The organism is Gottfriedia acidiceleris (assembly GCF_004138285.1).
Lineage (GTDB): Bacteria > Bacillota > Bacilli > Bacillales > Bacillaceae_G > Gottfriedia > Gottfriedia acidiceleris_A.
The window spans coordinates 18,722-45,625 of record NZ_SCFN01000008.1; the positions used below are offsets into that span (position 1 = coordinate 18,722).

The 26,904-nt window shown below is 36.1% G+C and carries 19 protein-coding genes; 16 read left to right on the plus strand and 3 right to left on the minus strand.

Annotation, left to right across the window (positions count from 1 at the left end):
* Positions 1–80 precede the first annotated feature (80 nt).
* Complete coding sequence (locus EP747_RS13700) at positions 81–338, minus strand: YgaP family membrane protein (RefSeq protein WP_069032652.1); 258 nt, start codon at positions 336–338, stop codon at positions 81–83.
* Between the two features lie 222 nt (positions 339–560).
* On the opposite strand from EP747_RS13700, the gene EP747_RS13705 reads away from it, so the two are divergent.
* The 9 genes from EP747_RS13705 (at position 561) to gatB (ending at position 12,738) form a co-directional block, all read left to right on the plus strand.
* Positions 561–1,259, plus strand: a complete 699-nt coding sequence (locus tag EP747_RS13705; protein WP_129690699.1) for a heptaprenylglyceryl phosphate synthase — start codon at positions 561–563, stop codon at positions 1,257–1,259.
* Positions 1,259–3,436, plus strand: a complete 2,178-nt coding sequence (gene pcrA, locus EP747_RS13710; protein ID WP_129690700.1) for a DNA helicase PcrA — start codon at positions 1,259–1,261, stop codon at positions 3,434–3,436. The genes EP747_RS13705 and pcrA overlap by 1 nt, the downstream gene beginning before the upstream one ends.
* 16 nt (positions 3,437–3,452) lie before the next feature.
* Positions 3,453–5,453, plus strand: coding sequence for an NAD-dependent DNA ligase LigA (ligA, locus tag EP747_RS13715; protein ID WP_129690701.1), 2,001 nt, complete (start codon positions 3,453–3,455; stop codon positions 5,451–5,453).
* 73 nt (positions 5,454–5,526) lie between these two features.
* Positions 5,527–6,729, plus strand: coding sequence for a CamS family sex pheromone protein (locus tag EP747_RS13720; protein WP_129690702.1), 1,203 nt, complete (start codon positions 5,527–5,529; stop codon positions 6,727–6,729).
* A gap of 201 nt (positions 6,730–6,930) precedes the next feature.
* Positions 6,931–8,478 (plus strand): L-glutamate gamma-semialdehyde dehydrogenase, encoded by a 1,548-nt coding sequence (gene pruA, locus EP747_RS13725; RefSeq protein WP_129690703.1) that lies wholly within the window; start codon positions 6,931–6,933, stop codon positions 8,476–8,478.
* Positions 8,479–8,708: 230 nt separating this feature from the next.
* Entirely contained in the window at positions 8,709–9,233 is a 525-nt protein-coding gene (locus tag EP747_RS13730) for a deoxycytidylate deaminase (RefSeq protein WP_056474707.1), read from the plus strand.
* A gap of 299 nt (positions 9,234–9,532) precedes the next feature.
* Complete coding sequence (gene gatC / locus EP747_RS13735; RefSeq protein ID WP_069032659.1) at positions 9,533–9,823, plus strand: Asp-tRNA(Asn)/Glu-tRNA(Gln) amidotransferase subunit GatC; 291 nt, start codon at positions 9,533–9,535, stop codon at positions 9,821–9,823.
* Between the two features lie 14 nt (positions 9,824–9,837).
* Entirely contained in the window at positions 9,838–11,292 is a 1,455-nt protein-coding gene (gatA, locus tag EP747_RS13740) for an Asp-tRNA(Asn)/Glu-tRNA(Gln) amidotransferase subunit GatA (protein ID WP_129690704.1), read from the plus strand.
* A 15-nt stretch (positions 11,293–11,307) separates the two neighbouring features.
* A complete protein-coding gene (gene gatB, locus EP747_RS13745) occupies positions 11,308–12,738 on the plus strand; it encodes an Asp-tRNA(Asn)/Glu-tRNA(Gln) amidotransferase subunit GatB (protein ID WP_129690705.1) in 1,431 nt (476 codons plus the stop codon).
* 59 nt (positions 12,739–12,797) lie between these two features.
* Here the strand turns inward: gatB and EP747_RS13750 are convergent, their stop codons facing one another.
* Positions 12,798–13,265, minus strand: coding sequence for a formate/nitrite transporter family protein (locus tag EP747_RS13750; protein WP_129690706.1), 468 nt, complete (start codon positions 13,263–13,265; stop codon positions 12,798–12,800).
* Between the two features lie 267 nt (positions 13,266–13,532).
* Between EP747_RS13750 and EP747_RS13755 the strand changes: the two genes are divergently transcribed.
* From EP747_RS13755 to EP747_RS13765, 3 genes are all read left to right on the plus strand, one after another.
* Entirely contained in the window at positions 13,533–14,417 is an 885-nt protein-coding gene (locus tag EP747_RS13755; protein WP_129690707.1) for a diacylglycerol kinase, read from the plus strand.
* Between the two features lie 109 nt (positions 14,418–14,526).
* Positions 14,527–15,909 carry a 23S rRNA (uracil(1939)-C(5))-methyltransferase RlmD gene (gene rlmD, locus EP747_RS13760; protein ID WP_129690708.1) on the plus strand — a complete coding sequence of 461 codons (1,383 nt, stop codon included), beginning with the start codon at positions 14,527–14,529 and terminating at the stop codon, positions 15,907–15,909.
* 137 nt (positions 15,910–16,046) lie between these two features.
* Positions 16,047–17,027: a tRNA dihydrouridine synthase gene (locus EP747_RS13765; RefSeq protein WP_129690709.1), complete on the plus strand. Its 981-nt coding sequence runs from the start codon at positions 16,047–16,049 to the stop codon at positions 17,025–17,027.
* Between the two features lie 224 nt (positions 17,028–17,251).
* On the opposite strand, the gene EP747_RS13770 is transcribed toward EP747_RS13765, so the two are convergent.
* The gene (locus tag EP747_RS13770) at positions 17,252–21,940 is read right to left on the minus strand and encodes a S8 family serine peptidase (protein ID WP_129690710.1); all 4,689 of its coding nucleotides are present in this window, start codon (positions 21,938–21,940) and stop codon (positions 17,252–17,254) included.
* Positions 21,941–22,565: 625 nt separating this feature from the next.
* Here EP747_RS13770 and EP747_RS13775 point away from each other — a divergent pair.
* Genes EP747_RS13775 through EP747_RS13790 form a run of 4 tightly spaced genes read left to right on the plus strand, consistent with a single transcriptional unit; the run spans position 22,566 to position 26,792 of the window.
* A complete protein-coding gene (locus EP747_RS13775; protein ID WP_165347050.1) occupies positions 22,566–23,486 on the plus strand; it encodes an N-acetylglucosamine kinase in 921 nt (306 codons plus the stop codon).
* Positions 23,487–23,521: 35 nt separating this feature from the next.
* Complete coding sequence (locus tag EP747_RS13780; protein ID WP_129690712.1) at positions 23,522–24,649, plus strand: MupG family TIM beta-alpha barrel fold protein; 1,128 nt, start codon at positions 23,522–23,524, stop codon at positions 24,647–24,649.
* Between the two features lie 26 nt (positions 24,650–24,675).
* Positions 24,676–26,043 carry a sugar phosphate nucleotidyltransferase gene (locus EP747_RS13785; RefSeq protein WP_205753832.1) on the plus strand — a complete coding sequence of 456 codons (1,368 nt, stop codon included), beginning with the start codon at positions 24,676–24,678 and terminating at the stop codon, positions 26,041–26,043.
* Positions 26,044–26,075: 32 nt separating this feature from the next.
* Positions 26,076–26,792: an SIS domain-containing protein gene (locus EP747_RS13790; protein ID WP_129690714.1), complete on the plus strand. Its 717-nt coding sequence runs from the start codon at positions 26,076–26,078 to the stop codon at positions 26,790–26,792.
* The last annotated feature ends 112 nt before the right edge of the window (positions 26,793–26,904 follow it).

Consider the following 26,904-nt stretch of genomic DNA (forward strand, 5'->3'; position numbering starts at 1 on the left):
ACGACCCTATTTCTTGATAGAATAGGAACTAGTGTTCTATTTTTATCTATACAATCTACTCCATTTTTGATAAACTACTTTTATGAAGGTTGAATGTAATCTTCGAATGTATCTCCCTCATCGTGTTTATCTGCCATAATCTTACATTTCTTACCTAGAGCAGTCATTGGGCAAAAACGTAATACTCCCTCTGCAACTTTCATGGCACCGATTATGATCAAAATGATTACAGAATTACTACATCTTCTGCGTGTGAGCTTTGCTGTGCCGTAAGCTAAAATTGTTAAACCAGCAGTTATACGTATAAGTGCATTTATAATGCTAATATTTGGTCTCAACAGTAACTCCCCTTATAATAAGTATCAGTGACTACATCACTCTTTACCATTTTTCCCTTTAATTGTTTCAATATCATAGGAAACAATTAGTATTAATTACTTAAAATGGGGACGTAGGGTTACTTTTCCTTTTTAATAAGATACAATACATTTATATTTTTGATAAAAAGTACTTAATAAAAATAGATAAATTAATGTTAAAAAACAATTCCGGAGGACAAAATGTACGATTATTCACAATGGAATCACATATTTAAATTAGATCCAAACAAAGAAATCTCTGATGATGAATTAGAAAAAATTTGCGAGTCAGGAACGGATGCAATTTTAGTTGGAGGAACGGACGATGTAACGTTAGATGCTACGATATCTCTACTAGTTAGAATAAGACGCTATGCAGTACCATGTATTTTAGAGGTATCAAATCTTGAAGCCGTAACTCCAGGTTATGATTTCTATTTTATCCCGACAGTTTTAAATAGTAATGATCCAAAGTGGATTATTGGAATGCATCAACAAGCAATGAAAGAATTCGCTCATTTAGTTCATGCTGAAGAATTGGTAATGGAAGGTTATTGTATATTAAATGAAAATTGTAAGGCTGCAAAGCTGACAAGTGCAGTGACAGATCTTTCAGTAGAAGATATTGTAGCTTATGCGGAAGTTTCTGAGCAATTATTAAAATTACCGATTTTTTATTTAGAATATAGTGGCACATATGGTTCACCCCAGGTGGTAGAAGAAGTATCAAAAGTATTAAACAATACGAAATTATTCTATGGTGGGGGAATTTCATCAGCTCAACAAGCAATTGAGATGAAGCAATTTGCTGATACGATTGTTGTTGGAAATATTATATATGATAACTTACAAGAGGCTTTACTTACTGTGAAAGCTGTGAAAGAAGGAGCGACGAAGTAATGAAAACAGCAGAAGAATTATTGCAAGGTTTAAATCCAATGCAAAAAGAAGCCGTTAAAACGGTTGATGGTCCTTTATTAATTATGGCTGGAGCAGGTTCAGGTAAGACTCGAGTACTAACACATCGAATTGCGTATTTATTAGGTGAAAAAGGTGTCGCTCCTTGGAATATACTAGCGATCACATTTACAAATAAAGCAGCTAGAGAGATGCAAGAGCGTATTTTTAATCTAGTTGGAAAAGATGCAGAAGATATTTGGATTTCAACATTTCACTCAATGTGTGTACGTATCCTTCGTAGAGATATTGATCGTATTGGCTTCAATAGAAGCTTTTCTATATTAGATACAACTGACCAATTAACAGTAATAAAAAATATCCTTAAAGAGAAAAACTTAGACTCAAAGAAATTTGATCCACGTAGTATTCTAGGAACTATTAGTAGTGCAAAAAATGAACTACAAACTGCTGCAGATTATTCAAGAGATGCTTTTACTCCATTTGAAAAAGTTGTTGGAGAAATTTATGCATCTTATCAAGATCGACTACGTAAAAATCATTCTTTAGATTTCGATGATTTAATTATGATGACAATTAACTTGTTTGAACGTGTACCAGAAGTACTACAATATTATCAACGAAAATTTCAATATATTCACGTGGATGAGTATCAAGATACAAACCATGCTCAATATAAAATTGTAAAATTACTTGCCGAGCAATTCAAAAATATTTGCGTTGTAGGTGATTCAGACCAATCAATTTATCGCTGGCGTGGAGCAGATATTTCTAATATTCTTTCATTCGAAAAAGATTACGAAAAAGCACAAGTTATTCTGTTAGAACAAAACTATCGTTCGACTCAAACGATTCTTGATGCAGCTAACGCAGTTATCACGAATAATTCAAATCGTAAAGCGAAAAAGCTATGGACAGAAAATGGACAAGGTACTCCGATTCATTATTTTAGAGCTGCCTCTGAACAAGACGAAGGATATTTCGTAGCTGGGAAGCTAGCCGAGTGGAAAAAAGAAGGCGTTCGTCAATATGGCGACGTTGCAATTCTATATCGTACGAATGCACAATCACGTGCAATGGAGGAAGTTTTAGTTAAGTCTAATATTCCTTATAAAATGGTCGGCGGAGTAAAGTTCTATGATCGTAAAGAGATTAAAGATGTACTTGCTTACTTAAGATTTATAGCCAATCCAGATGACGAGATCAGTTTTTCAAGAATTATTAATGTGCCAAAACGTGGTGTTGGCGCGGCGTCTGTAGATAAAATTATTAACTATAGCATAATGAATGACTTATCTTTATCTGATACTTTAGAGCAAATTGATTTCGTTGGATTAAGTGGAAAAATCACGAAAGCAGTTGGAGATTTCCATGCTATGACGAAAAACTGGCAACAGATGCTAGATTATTTATCAGTAACTGAACTAGTTGAAGAAGTACTTGATAAAACAGGCTATATCCAAATGTTAAAAGATGAAAATACAATTGAATCTGCTTCTAGAATCGAAAATATTGAAGAGTTTTTAACAGTTACAAATGCTTTTGAAGAAAGCAGTGAGGATAAAAGCTTAGTATCATTTTTAACTGATTTAGCATTGGTTTCTGATATCGATCAAGCGGATAAAGAAGAGTCACAAGCAGATGAAGTTATACTTATGACGCTTCACTCTGCAAAAGGATTAGAGTTCCCAGTAGTCTTTCTAATAGGTTTGGAAGAAGGTATTTTCCCTCATAGCCGATCTTTAATGGACGAAGAAGAAATGGAAGAAGAAAGAAGATTAGCATATGTAGGTATAACACGTGCGGAAAAGGATTTATATATTACAAATGCTCAAACGCGTACACTTTATGGTCGCACTAGTGTAAACCAAGAATCTCGCTTTATTAATGAAATTCCTGATGAACTATTAGATCGTGCAAATAAGAAAGTAGTAACTGAGCGTCGTGCTGTTTCGAGACCAGCAGTTGCAATGAAAACAACAGGCGGCGAGTCACTCGGTTGGCGAGTTGGAGATAAAGCTTCTCATGGTAAATGGGGAATTGGTACAGTTGTAAGTGTAAAAGGAGAAGGAGAAGCAATGGAGTTAGATATTGCATTCCCAAGTCCTGTCGGTATTAAGCGTTTATTAGCAAAATTTGCTCCAATTACGAAAGCATAGAAGGGATGGAGAGCACTTGGATCAAAAAATCATTGATAAAGTTGAAGAACTAAGAACAAAATTAAATCAATACAACTATGAGTATTACGTATTAGATCAGCCATCAGTGCCAGATGCCGAGTATGACTCACTGTTACATGAATTAATTGGTTTAGAAGAACAATATCCTACTATTTTAACACCAGATTCTCCATCTCAACGTATAGGTGGACAGGCAATTGATTTGTTCGAAAAAGTCGTTCACAGTCATCCAATGTTAAGCCTAGGAAATGCGTTTAATGAAGGAGATTTAAGAGATTTCGACCAAAGAATTAGACAGGATTCAGCGGAAGTATCTTATGTTTGTGAACTTAAAATAGATGGCTTAGCCGTTTCACTTCAATATGAAAATGGATTGTTTATCAAAGGTGCAACTCGTGGTGATGGTACAGTTGGGGAAGATATTACGCATAATTTAAAGACGATTAAAGCAATTCCATTAAGACTTTCTGAGCCAATTACAATAGAAGCTCGTGGTGAAGCATTCATGCCAAAAGCTAGCTTCGAAAAGGTTAATGAATCGCGTGAAAAGAATGGAGAAGAATTATTTGCAAATCCAAGAAATGCAGCGGCTGGCTCATTACGCCAACTTGACCCAAAAATTGTTGCAAAGAGAGATTTATCGTTCTTTGTTTATGGATTCCCAACAGCTGAGGAATTTTCAATTCAAAAGCATAGTGAAGCATTAGACTATCTTCACAAACTTGGATTTAAAACAAATACTTTCCGCAAAACATGCCATACAATTGAAGAAGTAATTGAATACGTTGAGGAATGGAAAGAAAAGCGCCCATCATTGCCTTACGAGATTGATGGAATTGTAATAAAAGTGGATGAATACAGTACTCAGAAAAAGTTAGGATCAACAGCTAAAGTACCAAGATGGGCTATTGCATATAAGTTCCCAGCTGAAGAGGTTGTTACAAAATTAGTAGATATCGAATTAAGTGTTGGACGTACAGGTGTGGTAACACCAACTGCAATTTTAGAACCTGTTCGTGTTGCAGGTACAGTAGTGAAACGTGCATCGCTTCATAATGAAGATTTAATTAAAGAAAAAGACATTCGAATTGGGGACTCAGTCGTTATTCGCAAGGCTGGAGATATTATTCCTGAAGTCGTAAATGTATTATTAGATCGTCGTACTGGTGATGAACAACCTTTTGCAATGCCAACTCACTGCCCTTCATGTGATCATGAGTTAATAAGAGTGGCAGGTGAAGTAGCACTACGTTGTGTAAATCCTTTCTGTCCATCTCAAATTCGAGAAGGATTAATTCATTTTGCGTCTCGTGATGCAATGAATATCGATGGTTTAGGTGAAAGAGTAGTATCGCAATTATTCGATGCTAATTTGATTAAGACATTCACAGATCTTTATCTTCTAACGAAAGAACAATTATTATCATTAGAACGATTTGGAGAGAAGTCAGCAGATAAATTAATTTCTGCAATTCAAGCTTCTAAAGAAAATTCACTTGAAAAATTATTGTTTGGTTTAGGTATTCGTCATGTTGGAGCTAAAGCAGCAAAAACATTAGCACAGCATTTCCAAACAATTGATCGATTGGTGGAAGCATCGGTTGAGGAAATAACCGGAATTAATGAAATTGGTTCTAAAATGGCCCAGTCAATTAATGATTATTTTTCACAAGACGAAGTAAAAGAACTTATTTCAACGTTTAAAACTGTTGGAGTAAATACTGAATATAAAGGGATTCAAGTAGAAAATGTAAATATGGATTCTCTTTTTGCTGGTAAAACAGTAGTGTTAACTGGTAAGCTAGAACAGATGACTAGAAGTGAAGCTAAGAAACAATTAGAAGCACTTGGCGCAAAAGTAGCAGGAAGTGTTAGTAAGAGTACTGATTTAGTCATTGCAGGTGAGGCTGCTGGATCGAAATTAGATGCTGCACGTAAATTAAATATCGAGGTTTGGGATGAAGAGAGAATGATTAAAGAGCTTCAACCACAATAATATTTCAATCAACTAGAGGGCGGATTAATGAAGTATTAGTTCGTTCACTTAATAAGTAGAAGGTGTGAGTTAAATGAAAAAACGTATAGGAATGCTCCTATGTTGTTTTTCGCTCATCTTATCTGGCTGTTCATTATCAATAAAGAATGAAGATAAGGTTGTACAAGAGAGCAATAACAAAAAAGGGGAAGATGCAATAATACCCCGTTATTCAATTTCAAATGATTACTACAAGACAATACTTCCATTTAAGCCGAGTAAAACAAGAGGTGCTGTCGTTGCAAATATCGATAATAGACTTGATATTAGTGAATTTGAATTAGGTTTAATGCGAATTGTACAAGAGCAATATTCAACAAAAGATTACTTGTATCAAGAAGGACAATTATTAAGTAAAAAAACAGTAGAATCTTGGCTAAAAAGGAAGTATACTCCTTCACAGTTTAAACAAAAACAAGATGCACTTAAGAGCGCAAATTTAAAACCGAATTCGATTACAAATGATGGATTGAATCCAATTCAAACGGATACAAAAAATCTTAATGAAGATCAAAAGGCTAAACAGGCTCCGATTTTTTTAAATTCTATTTTAGAGCAGGATTATCTAAAAAAGAACGGAAAAGAAGTTAAAGTTGAGGGAGTAGCAATTGGTTTAGCAATGAACTCTGTTTATTATTATCAAGAGGAGCACGGCTACCCAAGAGAGCTTAAAATTCCTCAAGATGAAATGATTAAACAAGGTAAAGCGATAGCACAAGAAATTTTGACGCGAGTGCGAAAAATGGACGAATTTAAAGATATACCAATCACATTTGCTATTTTCCGTCAGCAAAGCCAGTCATCTGTAGTACCTGGAAACTATGTTGCTATGACTTCAGTTTCTGGAAATGACTTCTCGATTAGTAATTGGGATAAAATAAATGAGAAGTACTATTTATTCCCTTCAGCTGCTGCAACTGCAGATTATCGAGATGATGCAATGAAAATGGTTAATTTTAAATCGGATATAGAAAATTATTTTCCGAATTATACAGGCGTTGTAGGCACAGGTTTTTATAAGGATAATGAATTAATACAACTAAAAATTGATATACCTATGCAATTTTATGGTAAGGCAGAAGTCATAGCTTTTACTCAATATGTGGCGGGACTTATGATGGACCATTTCCCTTCATACTTAAAGGTTGAGACGAATATATTCTCATCAAATGGACAGGAAGCACTCATCGTAAAAGATGTAGATGCTAAGGAACCAAGTGTGCATATTTATAACTAAAAGGAAGAGGACTACTCTTCCTTTTTTTTATATAAGGGAAGAATCTGTAAGCGTTTCATATTTGAAGAATATATAGGAATATTGTATTATGTAATTGTGAGTTTTTTATACAGTAGTTATTCTACTAGCAATTGACTGAAAAAACTGATAGAAAAACGGTTACAGTTGTTGCTATTTTCAAACTAAAGGGGGATTTATTCAATGGTTATACCTTACAAACATGAGCCATTTACAAACTTTGGCTTAGAGGAAAATCAAGAACAATACAAACAAGGATTAGCAAAAGTTTCATCTTATTTAGGTGAAAAATATCCACTAATCATTGGTGGAGAGCGTATCTTTACAGAAGAACAGATCGTATCTGTAAATCCTTCAAATCATAAAGAAGTTATTGGTTCTGTATCTAAAGCAAGCCGTGACTTAGCTGAAAAAGCTATGCAAATTGCTGATACAACTTTTAATACATGGAAAAAAGTTAAACCTGAAGTTCGTGCTGACATCTTATTCCGTGCGGCTGCAATTATTCGTCGTCGTAAACACGAATTCTCAGCTCTATTAACTAAAGAAGCTGGTAAACCTTGGAATGAAGCAGATGCCGATACAGCTGAAGCAATTGATTTCTTAGAGTTCTATGCTCGTCAAATGTTACAATTAAAAGACGGAATTCCTGTTGAAAGCCGTCCTGGTGAATATAACCGTTTCAACTACATTCCATTAGGAGTTGGTGTTGTAATCTCTCCTTGGAACTTCCCATTTGCAATCATGGCTGGAACAACTGTAGCTGCTGTAGTAACAGGTAACACTGTTCTATTAAAACCAGCAAGTACAACTCCAGTAGTTGCTTACAAATTCTTAGAAGTATTAGAAGAAGCTGGATTACCTGCAGGAGTAGTAAACTTCGTTCCAGGTAGTGGTGCTGAAGTAGGAGATTACTTAGTTGATCACCCACGCACTCGTTTCATCAGCTTTACTGGTTCTAAAGAAGTAGGTATCCGTATTTATGAGCGCGCTGCAAAAGTAAACCCAGGTCAAATCTGGTTAAAACGTGTTATCGCTGAAATGGGCGGTAAAGACACAATGGTAGTTGATAAAGAAGCTGATTTAGAATTAGCTGCTAAATCAATCGTTGCATCTGCATTCGGATTCTCTGGTCAAAAATGTTCAGCATGTTCTCGTGCAGTAATTCACCAAGATGTGTATGATCAAGTTCTTGCTCGTGCAATTGAATTAACTAACGAATTAACTGTTGGAAACCCAGAAGACCGTTCAACTTACATGGGTCCAGTTAATGACCAAGCTGCTTTCAATAAAGTAATGAGCTACGTACAAATCGGACGTGAAGAAGGCCGTGTAGTAACAGGTGGAGAAGGAGACGATTCTACTGGTTGGTTCATCAAACCAACAATCGTTGCTGACGTTAAAGAAGATGCTCGTTTAATGAAAGAAGAAATCTTTGGACCAGTTGTAGCATTCTGCAAAGCTAATGACTTTGATCACGCTTTAGAAATTGCTAACAACACTGAATACGGTTTAACAGGTGCTGTTATCTCTAACAACCGTGCAAACATCGAAAAAGCACGTGAAGATTTCCACGCTGGTAACTTATACTTCAACCGTGGATGTACTGGTGCAATCGTTGGTTACCAACCATTTGGTGGATTTAACATGTCAGGTACTGACTCAAAAGCAGGCGGACCAGACTACCTAGTTCTTCACATGCAAGGTAAAACAACTTCAGAAATGCTTTAATTAATAGAGTAAAGGTTTGTTTTATTGACATCCTTTATAAGAATAAACCCCACAGAGAAGTTAATTTCTTTGTGGGGTTTCTTTGTATTCATTCCCTATTATCATAAATTAAAAAGAGAGCTTATGAATTTTACACTCTTCTTATACTAACACTTTACTAACTAAGCCTTTCACCATATTATTATGCTATAATTTTAAATAAACGATAGTGAACAGAGAGAAGGGATACCATGCAAATTTTACAGAGAATTATTCAATTAGTAGATTCAATTCCTTTAGGAACTCGTGATGATTGGGACTCTTATTTTTTAGGACAGGCATTTATAACTTCTCTTCGTTCAACTTGTGGAAGTAGAAGGGTTGGAGCAGTTATTGTAAGTGATAATAGAATAATTGCTTCTGGGTATAATGGTTATCCAAAAGGAGCTAAGCATTGTATTGATGGTGGATGCCCACGCTTTGCTGCTCGTCAAGAAGGGTTATTAGATAGTGGTAAATACTCAGATCAATATCCTTGTGACGCTTTCCACGCTGAAGAAAATGCAATTTATCAACTAGTACAATCAGGAATTCAAAAAACGAAAGGTGATAATTGGACAATCTATTGTACAACTGCACCATGTCGAGCTTGTGCAAAAATGATAAATGGAGCGGGGATTACTAGAGTTGTATATAATGTAGGCTATCCGGATGATTATTCAATTGAGTATTTTAAAAAATATGGAATTGAACTAACAAGAATACCTACTGAATAATCGTTAATCCATATTTAAACAAACGTTTGATTTATTTTTATAAGTAGGTTAATCCAAAATTTGATGTACAGACTGTTTGGAAGCGAATGTCTTTCGAGGCACGTGAGCCTGATGAGGAGCGGAGTTACCTTATACGGTAATGAGAACTTCAGTTAGGTGAAGTAACGAAGAAAGCGAGCGTTTGGCGGGCAGTCTGTAATTATTTTACTTGGATTTAAGTGGAATGTTGCCCGACACATGGGAAATTTGGTATTATCAGTATATTGTATGTTGTGCGAATAATATGGAGGTGCATATAAATGTCAAAAATTACAATGGAGCAAGTTAAGCACGTTGCTCATTTAGCGCGTTTAGCTGTGACTGAGGAAGAAGCAGAGAAGTTTTCAAAACAACTTGGAGCAATTTTAGATTTTGCTGAGCAGTTAGGTGAACTTGATACAACAAATGTGAAACCAACTACACATGTCCTAAAAATGCGTAATGTATTACGAAAAGATGAGCCAGGTAAAGGTTTACCAATTGAAGAGGTACTGAAAAATGCACCAGACCATAAAGATGGACAAGTTAAAGTACCGTCAATATTGGATTAAGGGGGGAAAATAGAATGTCATTATTTGAATATACAGTTTCAGAATTACATAGCAAATTAAAATCAAAAGAGATTAAAGTAGAAGAATTAGTAAATGAATCTTATGAGCGAATTTCTGCAGTTGATGGTGAAGTAAAATCATTTTTAACTTTAAATGAAGAGCAAGCGCGTCTACAAGCGAAAGCACTTGATGAAAAGCCTTGGGATGAGTCTCGTGGAATTCTTTCTGGTATGCCTATTGGTGTAAAAGATAATATCGTTACAAAGGGTCTACGTACTACTTGTGCGAGTAAAATTCTTGAGAACTTCAATCCAATTTATGATGCGACAGTTGTAACGAAACTAGCACAAGCTGAAAGCATTACGATCGGAAAATTAAATATGGATGAGTTTGCAATGGGTTCATCTAATGAAAATTCTGCGTTTGGTGGTACTCGTAACCCTTGGAATACTGAATACGTACCAGGCGGAAGTAGCGGTGGATCTGCAGCTTCAGTTGCTGCTGGAGAAGTATTATTCTCTTTAGGTTCTGATACAGGTGGGTCAATTCGTCAACCAGCTTCATTCTGTGGGGTTGTTGGTTTAAAACCTACATATGGCCGTGTATCTCGTTCTGGTTTAGTAGCATTTGCTTCTTCTCTAGATCAAATTGGTCCAATTACTAGAAATGTAGAAGATAATGCACTGTTATTACAAGCAATTTCAGGATTAGATGCAAGTGACTCAACTTCAGCAAATGTAGAAGTTCCTTCATTTGCCAAGGCGTTAACAGGTGATGTAAAAGGTCTTCGAATCGCTGTACCTAAAGAATATTTAGGTGAAGGCGTTGGAGAAGAAGCTCGTGCATCTGTAATGGCTGCTTTAAATTTATTAGAAAGCTTAGGTGCTACTTGGGAAGAGGTTTCATTACCACATTCTAAATATGCATTAGCTACATATTATTTAATTTCTTCTTCTGAAGCATCTGCTAACTTAGCTCGTTTCGATGGTATTCGTTACGGTCATCGCGCAGCTGATGTAGAAAACTTAATTGATCTTTATAAGAAAACTAGAGCTGAAGGCTTTGGAGATGAAGTAAAACGCCGTATCATGTTAGGTACTTATGCATTAAGTTCTGGTTACTATGATGCTTACTATAAAAAAGCTCAACAAGTACGTACATTAATAAAAGAAGATTTCGAGAAAGTATTTGAAAACTATGATGTTATTATTGGACCAACTACACCAACTCCTGCATTTAAAGTAGGAGAAAAAGTAAGTGATCCAATGACAATGTACGCAAATGATATTTTAACGATTCCTATTAACTTAGCGGGTGTACCTGCGATTTCTGTTCCTTGTGGTTTCCATAATGGTCTTCCATTAGGATTACAAATTATCGGTAAACATTTTGATGAGTCTACAATTTACAGAGTTGCCCATGCATACGAGCAAGCAACTGACTTTACAAAACAAAGACCACAACTATAAGGAGGCGCGGGAAAGATGAATTTTGAAACGATAATCGGTTTAGAAGTACACGTAGAATTAAAAACAAAATCAAAAATCTTCTCACCAAGCCCTAATGCGTTTGGTGCAGATCCAAATACAAACACTGGTGTAATTGATTTAGGTTATCCAGGTGTGTTACCAGTATTAAATGAAGAAGCTGTAAACTTTGGTATGAAGGCAGCAATGGCATTAAATTGTGAAATTGCAACTGAAACAAAGTTTGACCGTAAAAATTACTTCTATCCTGACAATCCAAAAGCTTACCAAATCTCTCAATTTGATAAGCCGATTGGTGAAAATGGATGGATTGAAATTGAAGTTGGTGGCAAAAAGAAACGTATCGGTATTACTCGCGTTCATTTAGAAGAGGATGCTGGAAAGTTAAATCATACAGATGAAGGTTATTCATTAGTAGACTTTAACCGTCAAGGAACTCCATTAATTGAAATCGTTTCTGAGCCGGATATGAGAACTCCTGAAGAGGCTTATGCATATTTAGAAAAACTTAAGTCAATTATTCAATTCAGTGGGGTATCAGATGTAAAAATGGAAGAAGGCTCACTTCGTTGTGATGCTAATATTTCATTACGTCCATTTGGACAAGAAGAATTCGGTACAAAAGCAGAATTAAAGAACTTAAACTCTTTTGCTTTCGTTCAAAAAGGATTAGAGCACGAGCAAGTTCGCCAAGAAAAAGTATTATTATCTGGCGGAGTAATCCAACAAGAAACACGTCGTTACGATGAAGCTACAAAGACTACAATCCTAATGCGTGTTAAAGAAGGATCAGATGATTATCGTTACTTCCCAGAACCAGACTTAGTTGAGCTATACATTGATGATGAGTGGAAAGAACGTGTCCGCAAAAGTATTCCGGAGCTTCCAGATGCTCGTCAAAAACGCTATGTAGAGCAATTAGGTTTACCAGCATACGATGCAATGGTATTAACTTTAACAAAAGAAATGTCTGATTTCTTCGATGCCACTGTGAACAATGGTGCAGATGCAAAATTAGCATCTAACTGGTTAATGGGTGAAGTTTCAGCATACTTAAATAAATCACAGAAAGAACTGCATGAAGTTGCTTTAACGCCTGAAAACTTATCTAGTATGCTTAAGTTAATTACAGACGGTACAATTTCTTCTAAGATTGCGAAAAAAGTATTCACTGAGTTAATCGAAAACGGCGGAGACGCAAATGAAATTGTAAAAGCGAAAGGTTTAGTACAATTATCTGACGAGGGCGCTCTTCGTAAAATCGTTATTGAAACTCTTGATGCTAACCCACAATCAATTGAAGACTTTAAAAATGGTAAGGACCGAGCTATTGGTTTCCTTGTTGGTCAAATGATGAAAGCGACTAAAGGCCAAGCAAATCCACCACTATTAAATAAGATCTTAATGGAAGAAATTCAAAAAAGATAAGGTTTTCAATAAAAAAACTACGGGCTATAAGCTCCGTAGTTTTTTTGTACTGTTTAGGGTTAAAATGACTCAATAATATGGTTGGCTTGTTGGTGCATACAAAAGGATATCCATTTTACTGTTGGGTCGTTATATAATCCTGTTATATGTATTAATAAAGAAAAACAACCAGCACCTAGTATATTTCCAATGTAGGTTATAAGCCACAAATTTAACACCTCTAGCCAATTCATTTTTCCTTTAATTGCAGTATAGGCAAAATAAAATATGTTACCTATAAATAAGTCAGCACCACCGTATGCAATTAGAAGAATGGCGACAGAAATTGTTATAGCAGCCATTGGGTAGGCAAAAGGTGTATATGCAGCATGAAAGAAATTACCTGATTTAAATGCTACTATAACTCCGAAGCCTATAAACATACTAGCCATAATTGCTCTTAATAAAAAACGCAAAACACTATCACGGTAAATTTTTAACTTTTTTAGAGCAAAATACTCTACATTCACGAACGGTTTGTTTCCCATCTCATTATCAATCCTTAATTCTACTTTAATGTATTTATCATCAATATGTACTATAATGATTAAGTTGTTCAAAACGTTTGAAAAATATAGCAAAGAAACGAATGTAATATAAATTTAATATAATATAATACAATATTGCTTTTTAATCTGGGTTTGAACATGCTTTAGAAAGGTAAAAATAGATAAGTAAATGGAAAAAGTTTACTACAAAAACTTTTTAGGTTAGGATATAAGTTAGAGAACTTAAATAAATAAGTAGGATGGTTAATGATGAAACGTGCTAGAATTATCTACAACCCTACTTCTGGTCGTGAAATTTTTAAGAAAAAGCTTCCTGATGTGTTGCAATTGTTCGAGCAAGCAGGTTATGAAACCTCTTGTCATGCAACAACCGGTGCAGGTGATGCGACAATCGCAGCAAGAGAAGCATGTGAACGAAAATTTGATTTAGTTGTAGCTTGCGGTGGAGATGGAACACTTAATGAAGTCATTAGTGGTATGGCAGAACAAGAATATCGACCAAAGTTAGGATTAATCCCGGTTGGGACAACAAATGATTTTGCTAGAGCAATTGGTGTGAATGTTTCAATTATGGAAGCGGCTGAAGTCATAACAAATGGGCAAACTGTCCCTCTTGATATTGGAAGAGTTGATGATAAATATTTTGTAAATATTTTAGCTGCCGGTAAAATTACAGAATTAACATATGAAGTACCTAGTAAACTAAAAACAATGTTAGGACAGCTAGCATATTATTTAAAAGGTATTGAAATGTTACCAAGAGTTAAGCCTACACGATTAAAAATTGAGTATGACGGAAAAGTATTTGATGAAGAAGCATTTTTGTTCTTATTATCGAATACAAATTCTGTTGGTGGATTTGAAAAAATTGCACCTGAGGCAAGCATCAATGATGGACAATTTGACTTATTAGTCTTAAAGAAATCAAATATTGCCGAAATCATCAGAGTATGTGCTCAGCTATTAAGTGGCCAGCATGTGCAAAATGAACATGTTCTTTATACTAGAGCAAGCCATTTGAAAATTATGTCTGATGATAAACTACTATTAAATATTGATGGTGAGTATGGTGGAGAAACACCATGTACTGTCGATATGCTTTACAACCACCTAGAAATCTATGTACCATAATAAGTGAAATAGTAGCAAATACTAGTAAAAGTAACCACGGTAGTTAACGTGGTTATTTATTTTGTATAATGAAATGGTTTAATAAAAGGTCGAAAGGTAGGTAAGGGACTTGTCGAAAAGAGTGTTACCTGTAGAAAAGAATCAATTCATAGATGTTGAATTTATCGATTTAACTCATGAGGGACATGGAGTTGCAAAGGTGGATGGATATCCGATATTTGTACCAAATGCACTTCCTGGTGAAAAAGCACAAATTAAGGTGCTAAAAACAAGCAAAGGCTTTGGGTTCGGTAAAATTATTGAATTCCAAAAAGAAAGTGATGTTCGAGTTGAACCAATTTGTTCGATTTACAATCAATGTGGTGGTTGTCAAACTCAACATATGAGCTATGAAGGCCAACTTGAGGCGAAACATAAACAAGTAGTAGAAGTTGTGAAACGAATTGGGAAACTTGACGATGTAGTAATCCATCCAGTGTTAGGAATGGAAAATCCATGGAGTTATCGTAATAAAGCACAAGTTCCAGTAGGGGAACTAGAAGGTGGACTAGTTGTTGGTTTCTATCAAAAGAGAAGCCATGAAATTATTCCAATGAATGAATGCTACATTCAAGGAAAAGAAAATGATGAAATGATACAAGCTGTGAAAGATCTTTGTGAGGAATTAAAAATCGAGCCATACGATGAAGTTGGCCACAAAGGGCTATTGCGTCATATTATGGCACGCTATGGATACTATACAAATGAATCAATGCTAGTTCTTGTTACAAATAAAGTGAACTTTGCTCAAAAAGACGAATTAATAGCTAGAATTGTTGAGAAATATCCAACAATTACAAGCATTATTCAAAACGTAAATAATGAAAAAACAAATGTGATTCTTGGAAATCAAACAATTGTATTATACGGAAGTGAAACAATCAAAGATAAAATTGGTAACATTACTTTCGAAATTTCAGCGCGATCATTTTATCAGGTAAACCCTACACAAACTAAGGTTTTATATGATAAAACACTCGAGTATACAAACTTAAACGGTAGTGAAACAGTTATTGATGCATACTGTGGAATCGGATCAATATCCTTATTTTTAGCTCAAAAGGCTAAAAAGGTTTTTGGTGTAGAAATTGTACCAGAAGCGATTGAAGATGCGAAACGAAATGCAATGATTAACGAGATGACAAATGTTGAATTTGAAGTAGGGAAAGCTGAAGAAGTTATACCTAATTGGTACAAGCAAGGAATTACAGCAGAAATATTAGTTGTAGACCCTCCAAGAAAGGGTTGTGACGAGGCTTTATTAAATACAATCATTGATATGAAGCCCAGCAAAGTAGTTTACGTATCATGTAATCCTGCCACATTAGCAAGAGATTTACGAGTACTTGAAGACGGCGGTTATAAAACAGTAGAAATACAGCCAGTGGATATGTTCCCACATACTAGTCACGTGGAAGCTGTCGCGAAATTAGTACTTAAAGAAGGGAACTGACTCTAGGGCATTGCTTTTTCTTACCACCAGTTATTTGTCTTTTTAGTAAATTAACATAAAATGATGAAGCATAGGGTGTAAAAAAAGCAGGGACTCGTTTTTTATTTTTGGGATAAGGGCTGGACTATTATCCCATAATGAGAGGATTTGAATTTAATATGTTAGATAATTTTTGGCGTGATTTACCACGACCATTTTTTGTACTTGCACCAATGGAGGATGTGACAGATGTTGTTTTTCGTCATGTAGTAAGTAAAGCTGGTCGACCGGATGTATTTTTCACAGAGTTTACAAATTCGGATAGCTATTGTCATCCAGAGGGCATGAAAAGTGTGCGTGGCCGTTTGATTTTTACAGAAGATGAACAGCCAATGGTAGCACATATCTGGGGGGATAATCCCGAATATTTCCGTCAAATGAGTATTGGTATGGCAGAACTAGGATTTAAAGGAATCGATATAAATATGGGTTGCCCTGTACCGAATGTAGCATCAAGAGGGAAGGGTAGTGGCCTTATTCTGCGTCCAGACGTTGCTGCAGAACTTATTCAAGCAGCAAAAGCAGGCGGACTGCCTGTCAGCGTAAAAACGCGACTAGGCTTTAAGGAGGTAAATGAGTGGGAGGAGTGGTTAACGCATATTTTAAAACAGGATATTGCAAACCTTTCTATTCATTTACGAACAAGAGAAGAAATGAGCCAAGTAGATGCGCATTGGGAGCTAATTCCTGAAATCAAGAAATTACGTGACCGAATCGCACCAAATACGCTGTTAACAATCAATGGAGACATTCCTGACCGTCAAGTTGGGCTGCAGCTTGCCGAAAAATATGGTATTGATGGGGTAATGATTGGACGAGGCATTTTTAAAAATCCTTTTGCTTTTGAAAAAGAGCCAAAAGAGCATAGCAGTGAAGAACACCTTGATCTTTTAAGACTGCAGCTTGATCTTCAAGATCAATATGCGGATGTATTGCCACGATCAATCACAGGGCTACATCGCTTTTTCAAAATTTATGTAAAAGGATTCCGTGGGGCTGGTGAATTAAGAAATCAATTAATGAACACGAAATCAACAGATGAAGTGCGTGCATTACTTGATAATTTTGGAAAAGAATAGAATGTAATAAGCCCAAGAGCGCTTTTGTGTTGCCTCAAATACTTTACACATGTTGAGACCGAATCGCAACTAGTTTTAAAAACGAAATAATGGAAAGAAGGCAACGTTCCTATATTGGTAAGTGGCCTCTGCAATTTATCCACACACTTTAGAACAGGAATTTGAAAAAAAAGGGAGATACTTTTAATGGTATCTCCCTTTATTTCATTGAAATATTTATATCGTTACTTAAGCGTAATTGATCGCTTTACAGAATTACTCTTGTTACCTGCATGATCGATTGCATATAGTACATATTCATTTTTCCCTTTTGATGGCTTCGGAAGTATTGCGACAAATGTTCCATTACTTGAAACTTTAACCTTCGCCACTTCTTTTGTGCCTTTTTTTACAATAATCGTAGCTCCTGCTTCTGCTGTACCTTTAATTTCAAATTTTCCTTTAGCAAAAAAGCTTGTAATTTTAGGTGCATTCGGAGCTGTTCGGTCTAATACAGTTGTAGTCGCTGCTTTACTTTGATTTCCTGCTGCATCAATGGCGAATGCAGTTAAGGCTGTGCCTGCTTTTTGTCTGCTAATTTTAAGACTAAATGCGCCTTTAGAGTTCGCTTTTCCAGATACGATTATTTTGTTTTTGTATTTTACAATAACTTTCGAATTCGCTTCCGCTGTTCCTACAATCACAGTATCATTATCATCTACTGCTTTGATTTTAGGTGCATTCGGAGCTGTTCGGTCTAATACAGTAGTAGTCGAAGTTTTACCTTGATTACCTGCTGCATCGGTAGCGAACACAGATAGGACTATACCCGCAGTTTGTCGGCTAATCTTGATACTAAATGCGCCTTTTGAGTCTGCTTTTCCAGTTGCGATGACCTTGTCTTTAATTTTCACAGTAATGTTAGAATTCGCTTCCGCTGTTCCTACAATCACAGTATCATTATCATCAACAGCCTTGATTTTTGGTGCACTTGGAGATGTTTGATCTAATCCAACGTTCTTAGTCAAAGTTGATACATTACCTGCTTTATCAGTAGCGATTGCTTCAATCGAATTTTCACCTTTTACTAATAAGATTGGTAATGTGAAAGATCCAGCATTATCAACTTTTGCTTTCGTACCGTTAATCATAACTGAATCAAAGTTTTCATCAGTGGCAGTTCCTTTCACAATAACAACGTCTTTATTTGTTTTATATCCATTTGTTGGCGCTGTAATCGTGAGTTGAGGTTTGGTCTCATCCAGGATTACCTTAACAGGATTCGAAGGTTCCGTCATTCCCGTTTCAGTTGAAGCCGTTGCTGTAATCACATTATTTCCTTTAGACATTAAAACATCTGCTTTAAACTTACCATCTTCATTAGATGTAGTTGTTCCTATATCGCTGCCATCTCTAAAAATGTGTACTTTTGTTAGCGGAGTCGTTTCCCCTGCAACAGATACAGTTTTTTCATTTGTATATTTTCCGTCAACTGGCTGTGTGATTAATGGCTGTGCAACCTCATAGCTGACATGAGCTCTAATCATGTAATTTCCTTCTGTAGTTGGCGTTTGAGACCATATTCCTTCTTTACACTCCCAGCTTCGGTAAGCTTTGTCTCCATTATCGTCTCTTCCTATACCTGGGACAGAAGGGTATCTATTTTCCTGTACGTAGACAATATAGAAATCACTGTCAACAACAATACCTTCAGATGATAAATCTACTGACATATATTGCCCGTTTCGGACTGCTGTTGCATTGATTGGTCCAGCTAGCTTTTTGCCAGGTGCACCAAAATTACCGTTTGCATCATAAACTTCAACCTTGAATTCCGTTCCACCTGGAGTCGGCCAGCTAGCATGGAAGGCGAATAAACCTTCAGTTACTAAAGCACGTTTTTTCCCTTTAGGGAGTGACATTTTAACTGCAAATTTATTCCCACTATTCGTTAATGCTGTACCAGCTTCCAATGATCCATCATCATAACCAATTTCGCCTTGTTGTCCAACGAATGGTTTTAATTGAGAATTTTGTTCTGTCGTTTTTCCACCTGAAATAGTGATCGTCATGTCTTGATTGTAAAAGTTGTTAGGTGCTGAAACATGCATTGTGTAAGTGCCTTCATAAGCAGTAATCGTAAATTGTCCATTTTCATCAGTTAATACTGGTTTGATTACTGCATCTTCCATCAACATTAACCTTGCATTTTGAATTGGTTTACCAGTAACTTTGTTAACTACCTTACCGGTAACCGTACCCTTTGGAATTGGCTTTAAAGTAAAATCTTCTTTCGTTACATTTTTATCTGCAATATTAACTGTATGGCTAGCTGACTGGAATCCATACGCCTCAGCTTTTAAGGTGAATGTTCCAGTTTCTTGGCTTAACAAGTAACTACCATCAGCAGGATTCGTATTGACAGAGCGTCCTGTTTCAAGAACGCTTACTCGTGCTTGAAGAGGTAATGCGGATGATCCAGATACATTGGCTTGTTCAGTTGATAATGTCTGATTTCCAGTTTGTGTATCGTTCGAATCAACCAACTTTTTCTGAATAGTATTTGAAACATTTAAAGCTGTATTTGTGATCGAAATATCATCTAAATGCCATCCAAAGGCTTGATAAGAATCGTTAGACTTTACATTAAAGATTACATAGATTTTTTTACCAGCATATTTAGATAGATCAATTTTTCCGTCCTGCCATCCATTAGCAGTATTTTCATACTGTGCAACTTGTTCCCAATTTGTTTTATCTGTCGACACGTAAATGTAGCCAAAATCGGTTTTATATTCAAACCCATACCAATGCTTGAAGTTTAAAAATGTTTGACCTTCTGGAACATTAATTGGCGGCATTGCCAATGACATGTCTGCGTTTGGAGCATACGCACCTGACAAGCTTGTTCCATACATTTTATTTTTTAGCACATCTGCACCTGGCTTAATTGGTCCGCTTTTTGCAAAAACTCCCTGTTCCCAACTGTTATTTTTTCCGTAGCTGTACCAGCCTATTGGAATCGATTCGAAATCTTGTTTATATCCTACTGAAGCTCCTGAAACGATTTTTGTTGAATAGCTGTCACTAGTCGTTTCATTTCCTCCGAAATCTACTATTTTCCATCTATAAGAGATTTCAGGTTGTGCAATCTTTTCACCAGGAATATTTGCACGATAAGTCCCATCAAGGTAATTACCAGAAGTGCGTGTTGTAGGTATAGATTGCCATTCTTGATCTTCACCAATACGATATTGTAGCTCTACTTTTTTGACGCTGACATTATCTTTAGCATTGATTTCAAGTGGTAAAGCTAAACCTTCATATGCTTCTGAAGGGACAGTATGCTGGAATGTTGGAGGCTTATTATCTTCTCCATCTCCAAGGACTTGACCTGATACTGCTCCAAAATTATTTGTAATAGAGGAAACAGCTTTAAATACGTTCAATAGACCATAACCATACCCGCTATTTGGCACTTCAGTATACTTGCTATCTGTAAGCGGCTTTGCAGTTTTCATCAAAATTTGTTCAATGTCATCTACAGTTAAAGAAGCGTTTGCCTGTAGAAGTAATGCGGCAGCGCCAGCTACGGCCGGTGCAGCCATTGAGGTTCCGCTCATTGCTCCGTATGTACTCCCTGGTACGGTAGAAAGAACATTAACACCTGGTGCAGAAATATTTGGCTTAATCTCATCATATGGAGCTGGGCCTCTTGACGAAAAGTCAGCTAATTTTTCATCAATATCTAACGCTCCAACTGTAAATGATTCAGGGTAGTTTCCAGGTGCAGCTGCAGTTCCAGTACCCGGTCCGGAATTTCCTGCAGAGAACACCGGTAGAATACCGGCTTCACGCCAATTTTGAACCATTAATCTGTACCACTCATTTAATCCAGGCCCGCCGCCCCATGAATTATTAACGATATCTGGAGCTTTTTCAGGATGTGGATTTCCTTCTTTATCTTTTGGAGCAAGAATCCATTCTCCAGCTTGAAGTAAATCGGCATCTGTTGCTCCTAAAGTCGAAAATGCTTTAACTGCAATCCACTTTGCACCTGGAGCAACTCCAACCTTTTTGTCATTGGTAGAACCAACCATAGTACCCATTGTATGTGTACCATGGGCTCCTGCGTCGTAAGGGTCTTCTGCTCCGCCTGTAGCATCAAACCAGTTAAACTCATTATTCGGCTGATCCGGATGTGCAGGGTCATACCCACGATACTTTTCCTTTAACGCAGGGTGATCCCATTGAACACCTGTATCGATATTGGCTACAACAACACCAGTACCGTCAATTCCCCTATCCCAAGTTTGGGGTGCTCCGATTTTTTCAATATTCCACTCAATATTAGTAGCATCTTCTGTGTTATTAATTTTTGCAGATGTCTTTGTAGTTTCCTGTACGGGTTCAATTTGATGTCTGATCTCATTCGGAAGAATCTTCTCTACTTCTCCAAATTCAGCAAGCTCATTCATTACCTCTTCCGTTCCCGTAACAGCCATAGCGTTTACGATATAGAAAGATTCATAATCTTTAACACTTCCATCTTTCTTCTTTTTTCCTAAAAATTCTTGTATATTATGTTGAGTTTCTGAAGCTTTTGATTTTAATGAAGATACGACTGTTGAGCGGACTGCTAGCTCACTCCTTGCTTCAGAAAGCTTTTGATCTTCAGCTTTTTCAGCAGCAATAGCTGCAATAGTAGGCGTATTAACCTGATCTCTAAACTTAACTAGAAACGTTACATATTTTTGATCGTCAAATTGATTAAGAAGCCTCTCACTAACCTTGTCTGTTCCTACATCATTGGAACTGTACACACTCAAATTTGATTGTGCGTAAGAAACAGCTGAAAAATTGGATGGTACAAATAGCGTCATACTAAGTGATGCAATAGCCAACCTAGAGCTAAAACTTTTCTTTCTCCTCATCCTACTCAATCTCCTTATTATGTTTAGATTTGTCTGGACTTCAAGCACTCTCCAATTAAAAAATGGAGTTGCTAAAAAGCCAAAATGGCGTTATTCTTTCCTCCTTTCTTGCATTAAAAAGTAAAATACAATTTTAATAATAGGTGCAGTTTATGTGTTTTTAATGTTTTGAAAATTATGTCAATTTTAATTTTTCTTATATTTTTTTAATGCGAGGTGCTGTTATTCTGATTTAGAAATCAACTTTTCGATTGGGGTCTTTTATAAATCTAGAAGATTTCACTAGTCTTGAAGTATGTTTAAAGCCTTTAGTAGAAAGAAGGTATCATGAATATATGCGGATTAATTTTTAAGGAGTTCAACAGAGAAGACAATCTTGAAGTAACGAATTGAAGAACGCAATTTTAATAAGTGGTTTTTTTCCGTTATATAAAGAAAATATCATCCTAGAAAAATAGGGAAGTATACTTTACAATGAATGCAACTATACGTTAACAACATGATGAAATTAATAAAGAACGGTTGAGAAATGAACTGAAACGTCGAATGTATTCGTAGATTGCCTAAAATATCAAGAGTGTTGGACGCAACATATTAAATGAATGAAAGGATGAATAAACAGCTAATGACTAATAGATTGATAATTGGAATGGACGGCGGAGGAACGAAAACGAGAGTTGTGGTCAAAGAACGACTAGATGGAGAAACGTTATTTGATCAAAATTTTGGAATGTCAAATTATAACAACATCGGTGTAGAAGGGCTTAGACCAGTATTTAGTGAAATATATGAATCGCTTATTTCTAAATTTGGAGAGCGCTTACAAAATGCGATTCTTGTACTAGGCTCTGCTGGAGTAGATCGACCGAAAGATATTGATATTTATTTGAATGCATTAAAAGAAAGTGGTTTTACTTGCCAGTTAGAAGTAGTGAATGATGCAGAAATTGCTCTTGTTGGTGGGAACGGAGATCGAAAAGATGCTTTAATGATTGCTGGAACAGGTTCCATTGTTATGGGGGTAGACTCAAAAGGAAATACAATACGCTCAGGCGGATGGGGTGGATTAATAAGTGATGAGGGTGGCGGCTTCAAAATCGGTTTACATGCAATCGCGGCTGTTATGAATGAGTATGACAAAGTTATTGCTCCTACATCATTTACCGAAAAATTACTCGCTCACTTTAAGTTGAATTCTCCGGAAGATTTTATGGACTTATTATACATGGACGATACAATTCCGGTAGATAAGGTAGCTTCATGCACGCCAATCGTTCTAGAAGCATGGGTAAAAGGAGACGAAGTTGCTCGTACAATTGTTGAAGGGGAACTAGATAAGTTGGTTCGTTTAGTCATTGGAATCAGCCGACAAATGGGCTCAATTAATTTCCGCCTTTCTGTGGCAGGAAGTTTGCTGACGAAATCGGCTGAGTATTTTGATACGCTAAAAGAGAAGTTAAGAGTGGTTTTACCACAAGTTGAACTTTCTGCACCTCTTTATGATCCAGTTTTTGGTGCCATCATTATTGGCGAAAAATACAAGTAATCTAAAATAAATATAGTAAGGAATGGCGATCTAATATGCGTGAAATAGGAATTAGTGTGTATCCCAACTTTTATCCTTTGAATCAAATTAAAGATTATTTAGAAAAGGCTAATTCATTAGGTTTTAAAAAGGTATTTGTTTCACTGATTTTAAATAATCATGGTTTTGAAGGTGCACTAAATGTAAATGCGGACACTTGGAATGAATTATTCAGTTATTGTAAAGAACTTAATATGAATGTGTCAGCTGATATGAATGATGAAGTTTTCAACGAGTTGGATTGTACATTGACCGACCTTACAGCATTACAAAATATGGGCATCACAAGACTCCGCATCGATGGAGGGTTTACGAGTGAAGAAGTAGCAGTTCTTTCAAAAAATAAGCAGGGAATTCAAATAGAAGTAAACGCTTCGATGTCTTCTTCTAATAATCAAGATGGAAACGCTTTACGCGAATGTCGTGAGTTTTTAGAAACAATAGAAAGAGAAGGAAATATTGGACAACTAACAGCTTGTCATAATTTTTTTCCCCTACCAGATACAGCATTGTCTTTAGAAGACATACGCTCAATTAACAATATGTTTGCTTTATTTGGTGTGCCAGTTGGAGGGTTTGTTGCATCGCAACTTTCGCCTAAAGATTTACACCACTTAGGTCATGGGGTTTGTACAATTGAAAAACACCGCTTCTTGCCTAGCCATATTGCCATGTTAGAGTTATTTGCTAATGGTTTTAATGATGTGTTAATTGGTGACTCATTTGCAGATTTTTCAGAGCTCAAAGAAATGGCAAGATGTTACAAACAAGATTATATAGAAATTCCAGTTGTTTTTAATCAGTTTGTTCCCGAGCAGACAAAGATGAAAATTCAAGAACAAGCTCTTATTTCAAGAGTAGATCAACCAGCGAATCTAATTCGTGCAACTGATACAAGAGGAATGGAAGTACCTCATTGCTATTGTGCACCAAGAGGAAAATATACAGTTTCTATTTTAAATAATCGAAGTGCACAATATGAGGGAGAGGTACAAATCTCATTAAAAGATTTAGGACAATCCGTTGAACATAATGTCATTGGATTTGTTCATCCTTTTGCATACGATTTAATGCCTTATCTATTAGCAGGCAAAAATAAATTTCGATTAGTTGAATATAAGTAAAAAATTTTTATAGTCGAGGTATTGGAATGGTAAAAAATGCAGTTATTCTTGCGGCAGGCAAAGGGAGTAAAATGAATCCTTTCAACGCAGTTCGCTCCAAAACAGCAATAAAAATCGCTGGTAAACCATTAATCCGTTATAATATTGAATCCATTGTAGCAATGGGAATAGAAGAGATTGTTGTTGTCGTTAATGAGGAACATCAAAGAGAAATTGAGAATCTTCTATACGACATAGATAATGTTAAATTTGTAGTTGATCAATCAAATTTAGGAAGTGCAGAAAGTTTAGTAAAGGGAGTTGAGAAACTTTCAGCTACTAAGGAGTTTCTTGTACTTTACGGTGATACGATCGTCGAACAAAAGGATCTCGAGCAATTAGCTAATTCCAACAAACCTACTGTTTTGTTGAAAAAATTAGAAGAGTCATCAAGAAATTGGATCGGTGCGAGTTTAAGGGATGGATTTGTTCAGTCAATCGGTGCTCACTACCGTGGTGACAGTATTACCCATCAATTCGCAGGATTTCTTTTTGAAGAGTCATTACTGGATGAAGTGAGGAGAACGCCCGATTATTTTCCGAATGTAAAAGTAGGAGTGGGTGTTCCGAAAGAACGATATATCGAAGCTGCACTTCTAAAATCACTTGAGAAAACAAAATTACAAGCGATTGAGTGTAATGGTCATTTCTTTGATATAGACAAGCCTTGGCATATGTTAGAAGCGAATGAATATATGGTGAATCATTATTGTAATGCAATAAAAGAGAACGAACTAGCAGAAGGTTCGACGATTTCTGAAAATGCAACCATTCATGGTCATGTAAAGCTTGGTAAGAATTCCTCAATTGGTGATCGAGTTGTCATTCACGGTAACCTAATTGTAGGTGATAATACAATTATAGATAATGGTGCGATTTTCAATGGCAATGCAGTTATTGGGGATCATACAGCCATTCGTAATTATTGTATGATTTATGATGGAGTTTCAATTGGATCGAATTGTATATTCGACCATTGTGCAGAGTTCCTTGGCGGAATGGTAATGGATAAGGTATATCTTTACCACTATGGCGAGTTTTATGGCGCAATAGGCAGTCATACGGATATCGGTGCTGCAACAGTTTGTGGAACATTACGCTTTGATGACGGTGAAACTGAGCACGTTGTAAATGGACGGAAAGAAATACCTTTACATTTTTCAAATGCAGCTTATCTTGGTGATTATTGTAGAACTGGTGTGAATACGATTATTATGCCTGGATGTAAAATAGGTGCTTATAGTGTGTTAGGAGCAGGTGCGATTATCGATAAAGATATTGAACAAAATAGTCTTGTTTTCGTAAAACAAGATATAGTTATTAAAAAATGGAGTGAAAAGAAGTACGGTTGGTAATTTATTAAATCAATAAAAGAAGGTATTCATTTATGGAGAATTATTTTAAGTATGTGATGGCAAATCTCGAAAAACTATATACGACACAGAATCAAAAAATGGACGAAGCGGCAACTTGTATTTTTGAAGCCATTCAAAATGGTGGTCGTTTCCTTGTTACTGGTTCAGGTCATTCACATATGTTTGCAGAAGAATTTTATGTAAGAGCAGGTGGGTTTGCTGGGGTCTCTCCAATTTTGCCGAATGAGTTTTTTTTACATGATCATCCATTAAAAAGTACTGTGATTGAAAGGATAGAAGCTTATGCAAAGGTGATATTTGATTTATACAAAATAAGCTCAAAGGATATTCTTGTGATTGCTTCCAATTCGGGAAGAAATGGAATGACTGTTGAACTTGCAAAAATGACACAGGAATGCGGCGCAAAGGTTATTGCTTTTACAAATCCAAATCATCCTGAAGGCTCAAAATCAAGACATAGTAGTGGGAAATATCTTTGTGATTTTAGTGATGTAGTAATAGATAATTGCACTGGACCTGGAGATGCTTACTTTTATGTAGAAGAAGCAAATACAGGTATGGGGGCAACTTCTACAATGGCTGGAGCCTTTGTTGCTCAAACAATATCCATATTATTAGCAAAAAAATATCATCAAGCTGGTTTAAAACCACCTGTGTTTAAAAGCTCTAATGTAGATGGTGGAGATGAATGGAATAAAGAGTTGTTTGCTAAGTACTATGGTGTTTAATCATTAATCGATTAGCTATTAAAAATAACTAGAAAGACTTATCTTACTTATTGACTCGCTTTTGCGTTCCTAGTTTATGGGAGCGCTTTTCCTGTTTGAGGATTAAGGTGTT

Excerpts from the sequence above, each read along its gene's own strand:
- EP747_RS13705 (WP_129690699.1), top strand. The coding sequence starts at position 561 with ATGTACGATTATTCACAATGGAATCACATATTTAAATTAGATCCAAAC.
- pcrA (WP_129690700.1), top strand. The coding sequence starts at position 1,259 with ATGAAAACAGCAGAAGAATTATTGCAAGGTTTAAATCCAATGCAAAAA.
- EP747_RS13720 (WP_129690702.1), top strand. The coding sequence starts at position 5,527 with ATGAAAAAACGTATAGGAATGCTCCTATGTTGTTTTTCGCTCATCTTA.
- pruA (WP_129690703.1), top strand. The coding sequence starts at position 6,931 with ATGGTTATACCTTACAAACATGAGCCATTTACAAACTTTGGCTTAGAG.
- EP747_RS13730 (WP_056474707.1), top strand. The coding sequence starts at position 8,709 with ATGCAAATTTTACAGAGAATTATTCAATTAGTAGATTCAATTCCTTTA.
- gatC (WP_069032659.1), top strand. The coding sequence starts at position 9,533 with ATGTCAAAAATTACAATGGAGCAAGTTAAGCACGTTGCTCATTTAGCG.
- gatA (WP_129690704.1), top strand. The coding sequence starts at position 9,838 with ATGTCATTATTTGAATATACAGTTTCAGAATTACATAGCAAATTAAAA.
- gatB (WP_129690705.1), top strand. The coding sequence starts at position 11,308 with ATGAATTTTGAAACGATAATCGGTTTAGAAGTACACGTAGAATTAAAA.
- EP747_RS13750 (WP_129690706.1), bottom strand. The coding sequence starts at position 13,265 with ATGGGAAACAAACCGTTCGTGAATGTAGAGTATTTTGCTCTAAAAAAG.
- EP747_RS13755 (WP_129690707.1), top strand. The coding sequence starts at position 13,533 with ATGATGAAACGTGCTAGAATTATCTACAACCCTACTTCTGGTCGTGAA.
- EP747_RS13765 (WP_129690709.1), top strand. The coding sequence starts at position 16,047 with ATGAGAGGATTTGAATTTAATATGTTAGATAATTTTTGGCGTGATTTA.
- EP747_RS13770 (WP_129690710.1), bottom strand. The coding sequence starts at position 21,940 with ATGAGGAGAAAGAAAAGTTTTAGCTCTAGGTTGGCTATTGCATCACTT.
- EP747_RS13775 (WP_165347050.1), top strand. The coding sequence starts at position 22,566 with ATGACTAATAGATTGATAATTGGAATGGACGGCGGAGGAACGAAAACG.
- EP747_RS13780 (WP_129690712.1), top strand. The coding sequence starts at position 23,522 with ATGCGTGAAATAGGAATTAGTGTGTATCCCAACTTTTATCCTTTGAAT.
- EP747_RS13785 (WP_205753832.1), top strand. The coding sequence starts at position 24,676 with ATGGTAAAAAATGCAGTTATTCTTGCGGCAGGCAAAGGGAGTAAAATG.
- EP747_RS13790 (WP_129690714.1), top strand. The coding sequence starts at position 26,076 with ATGGAGAATTATTTTAAGTATGTGATGGCAAATCTCGAAAAACTATAT.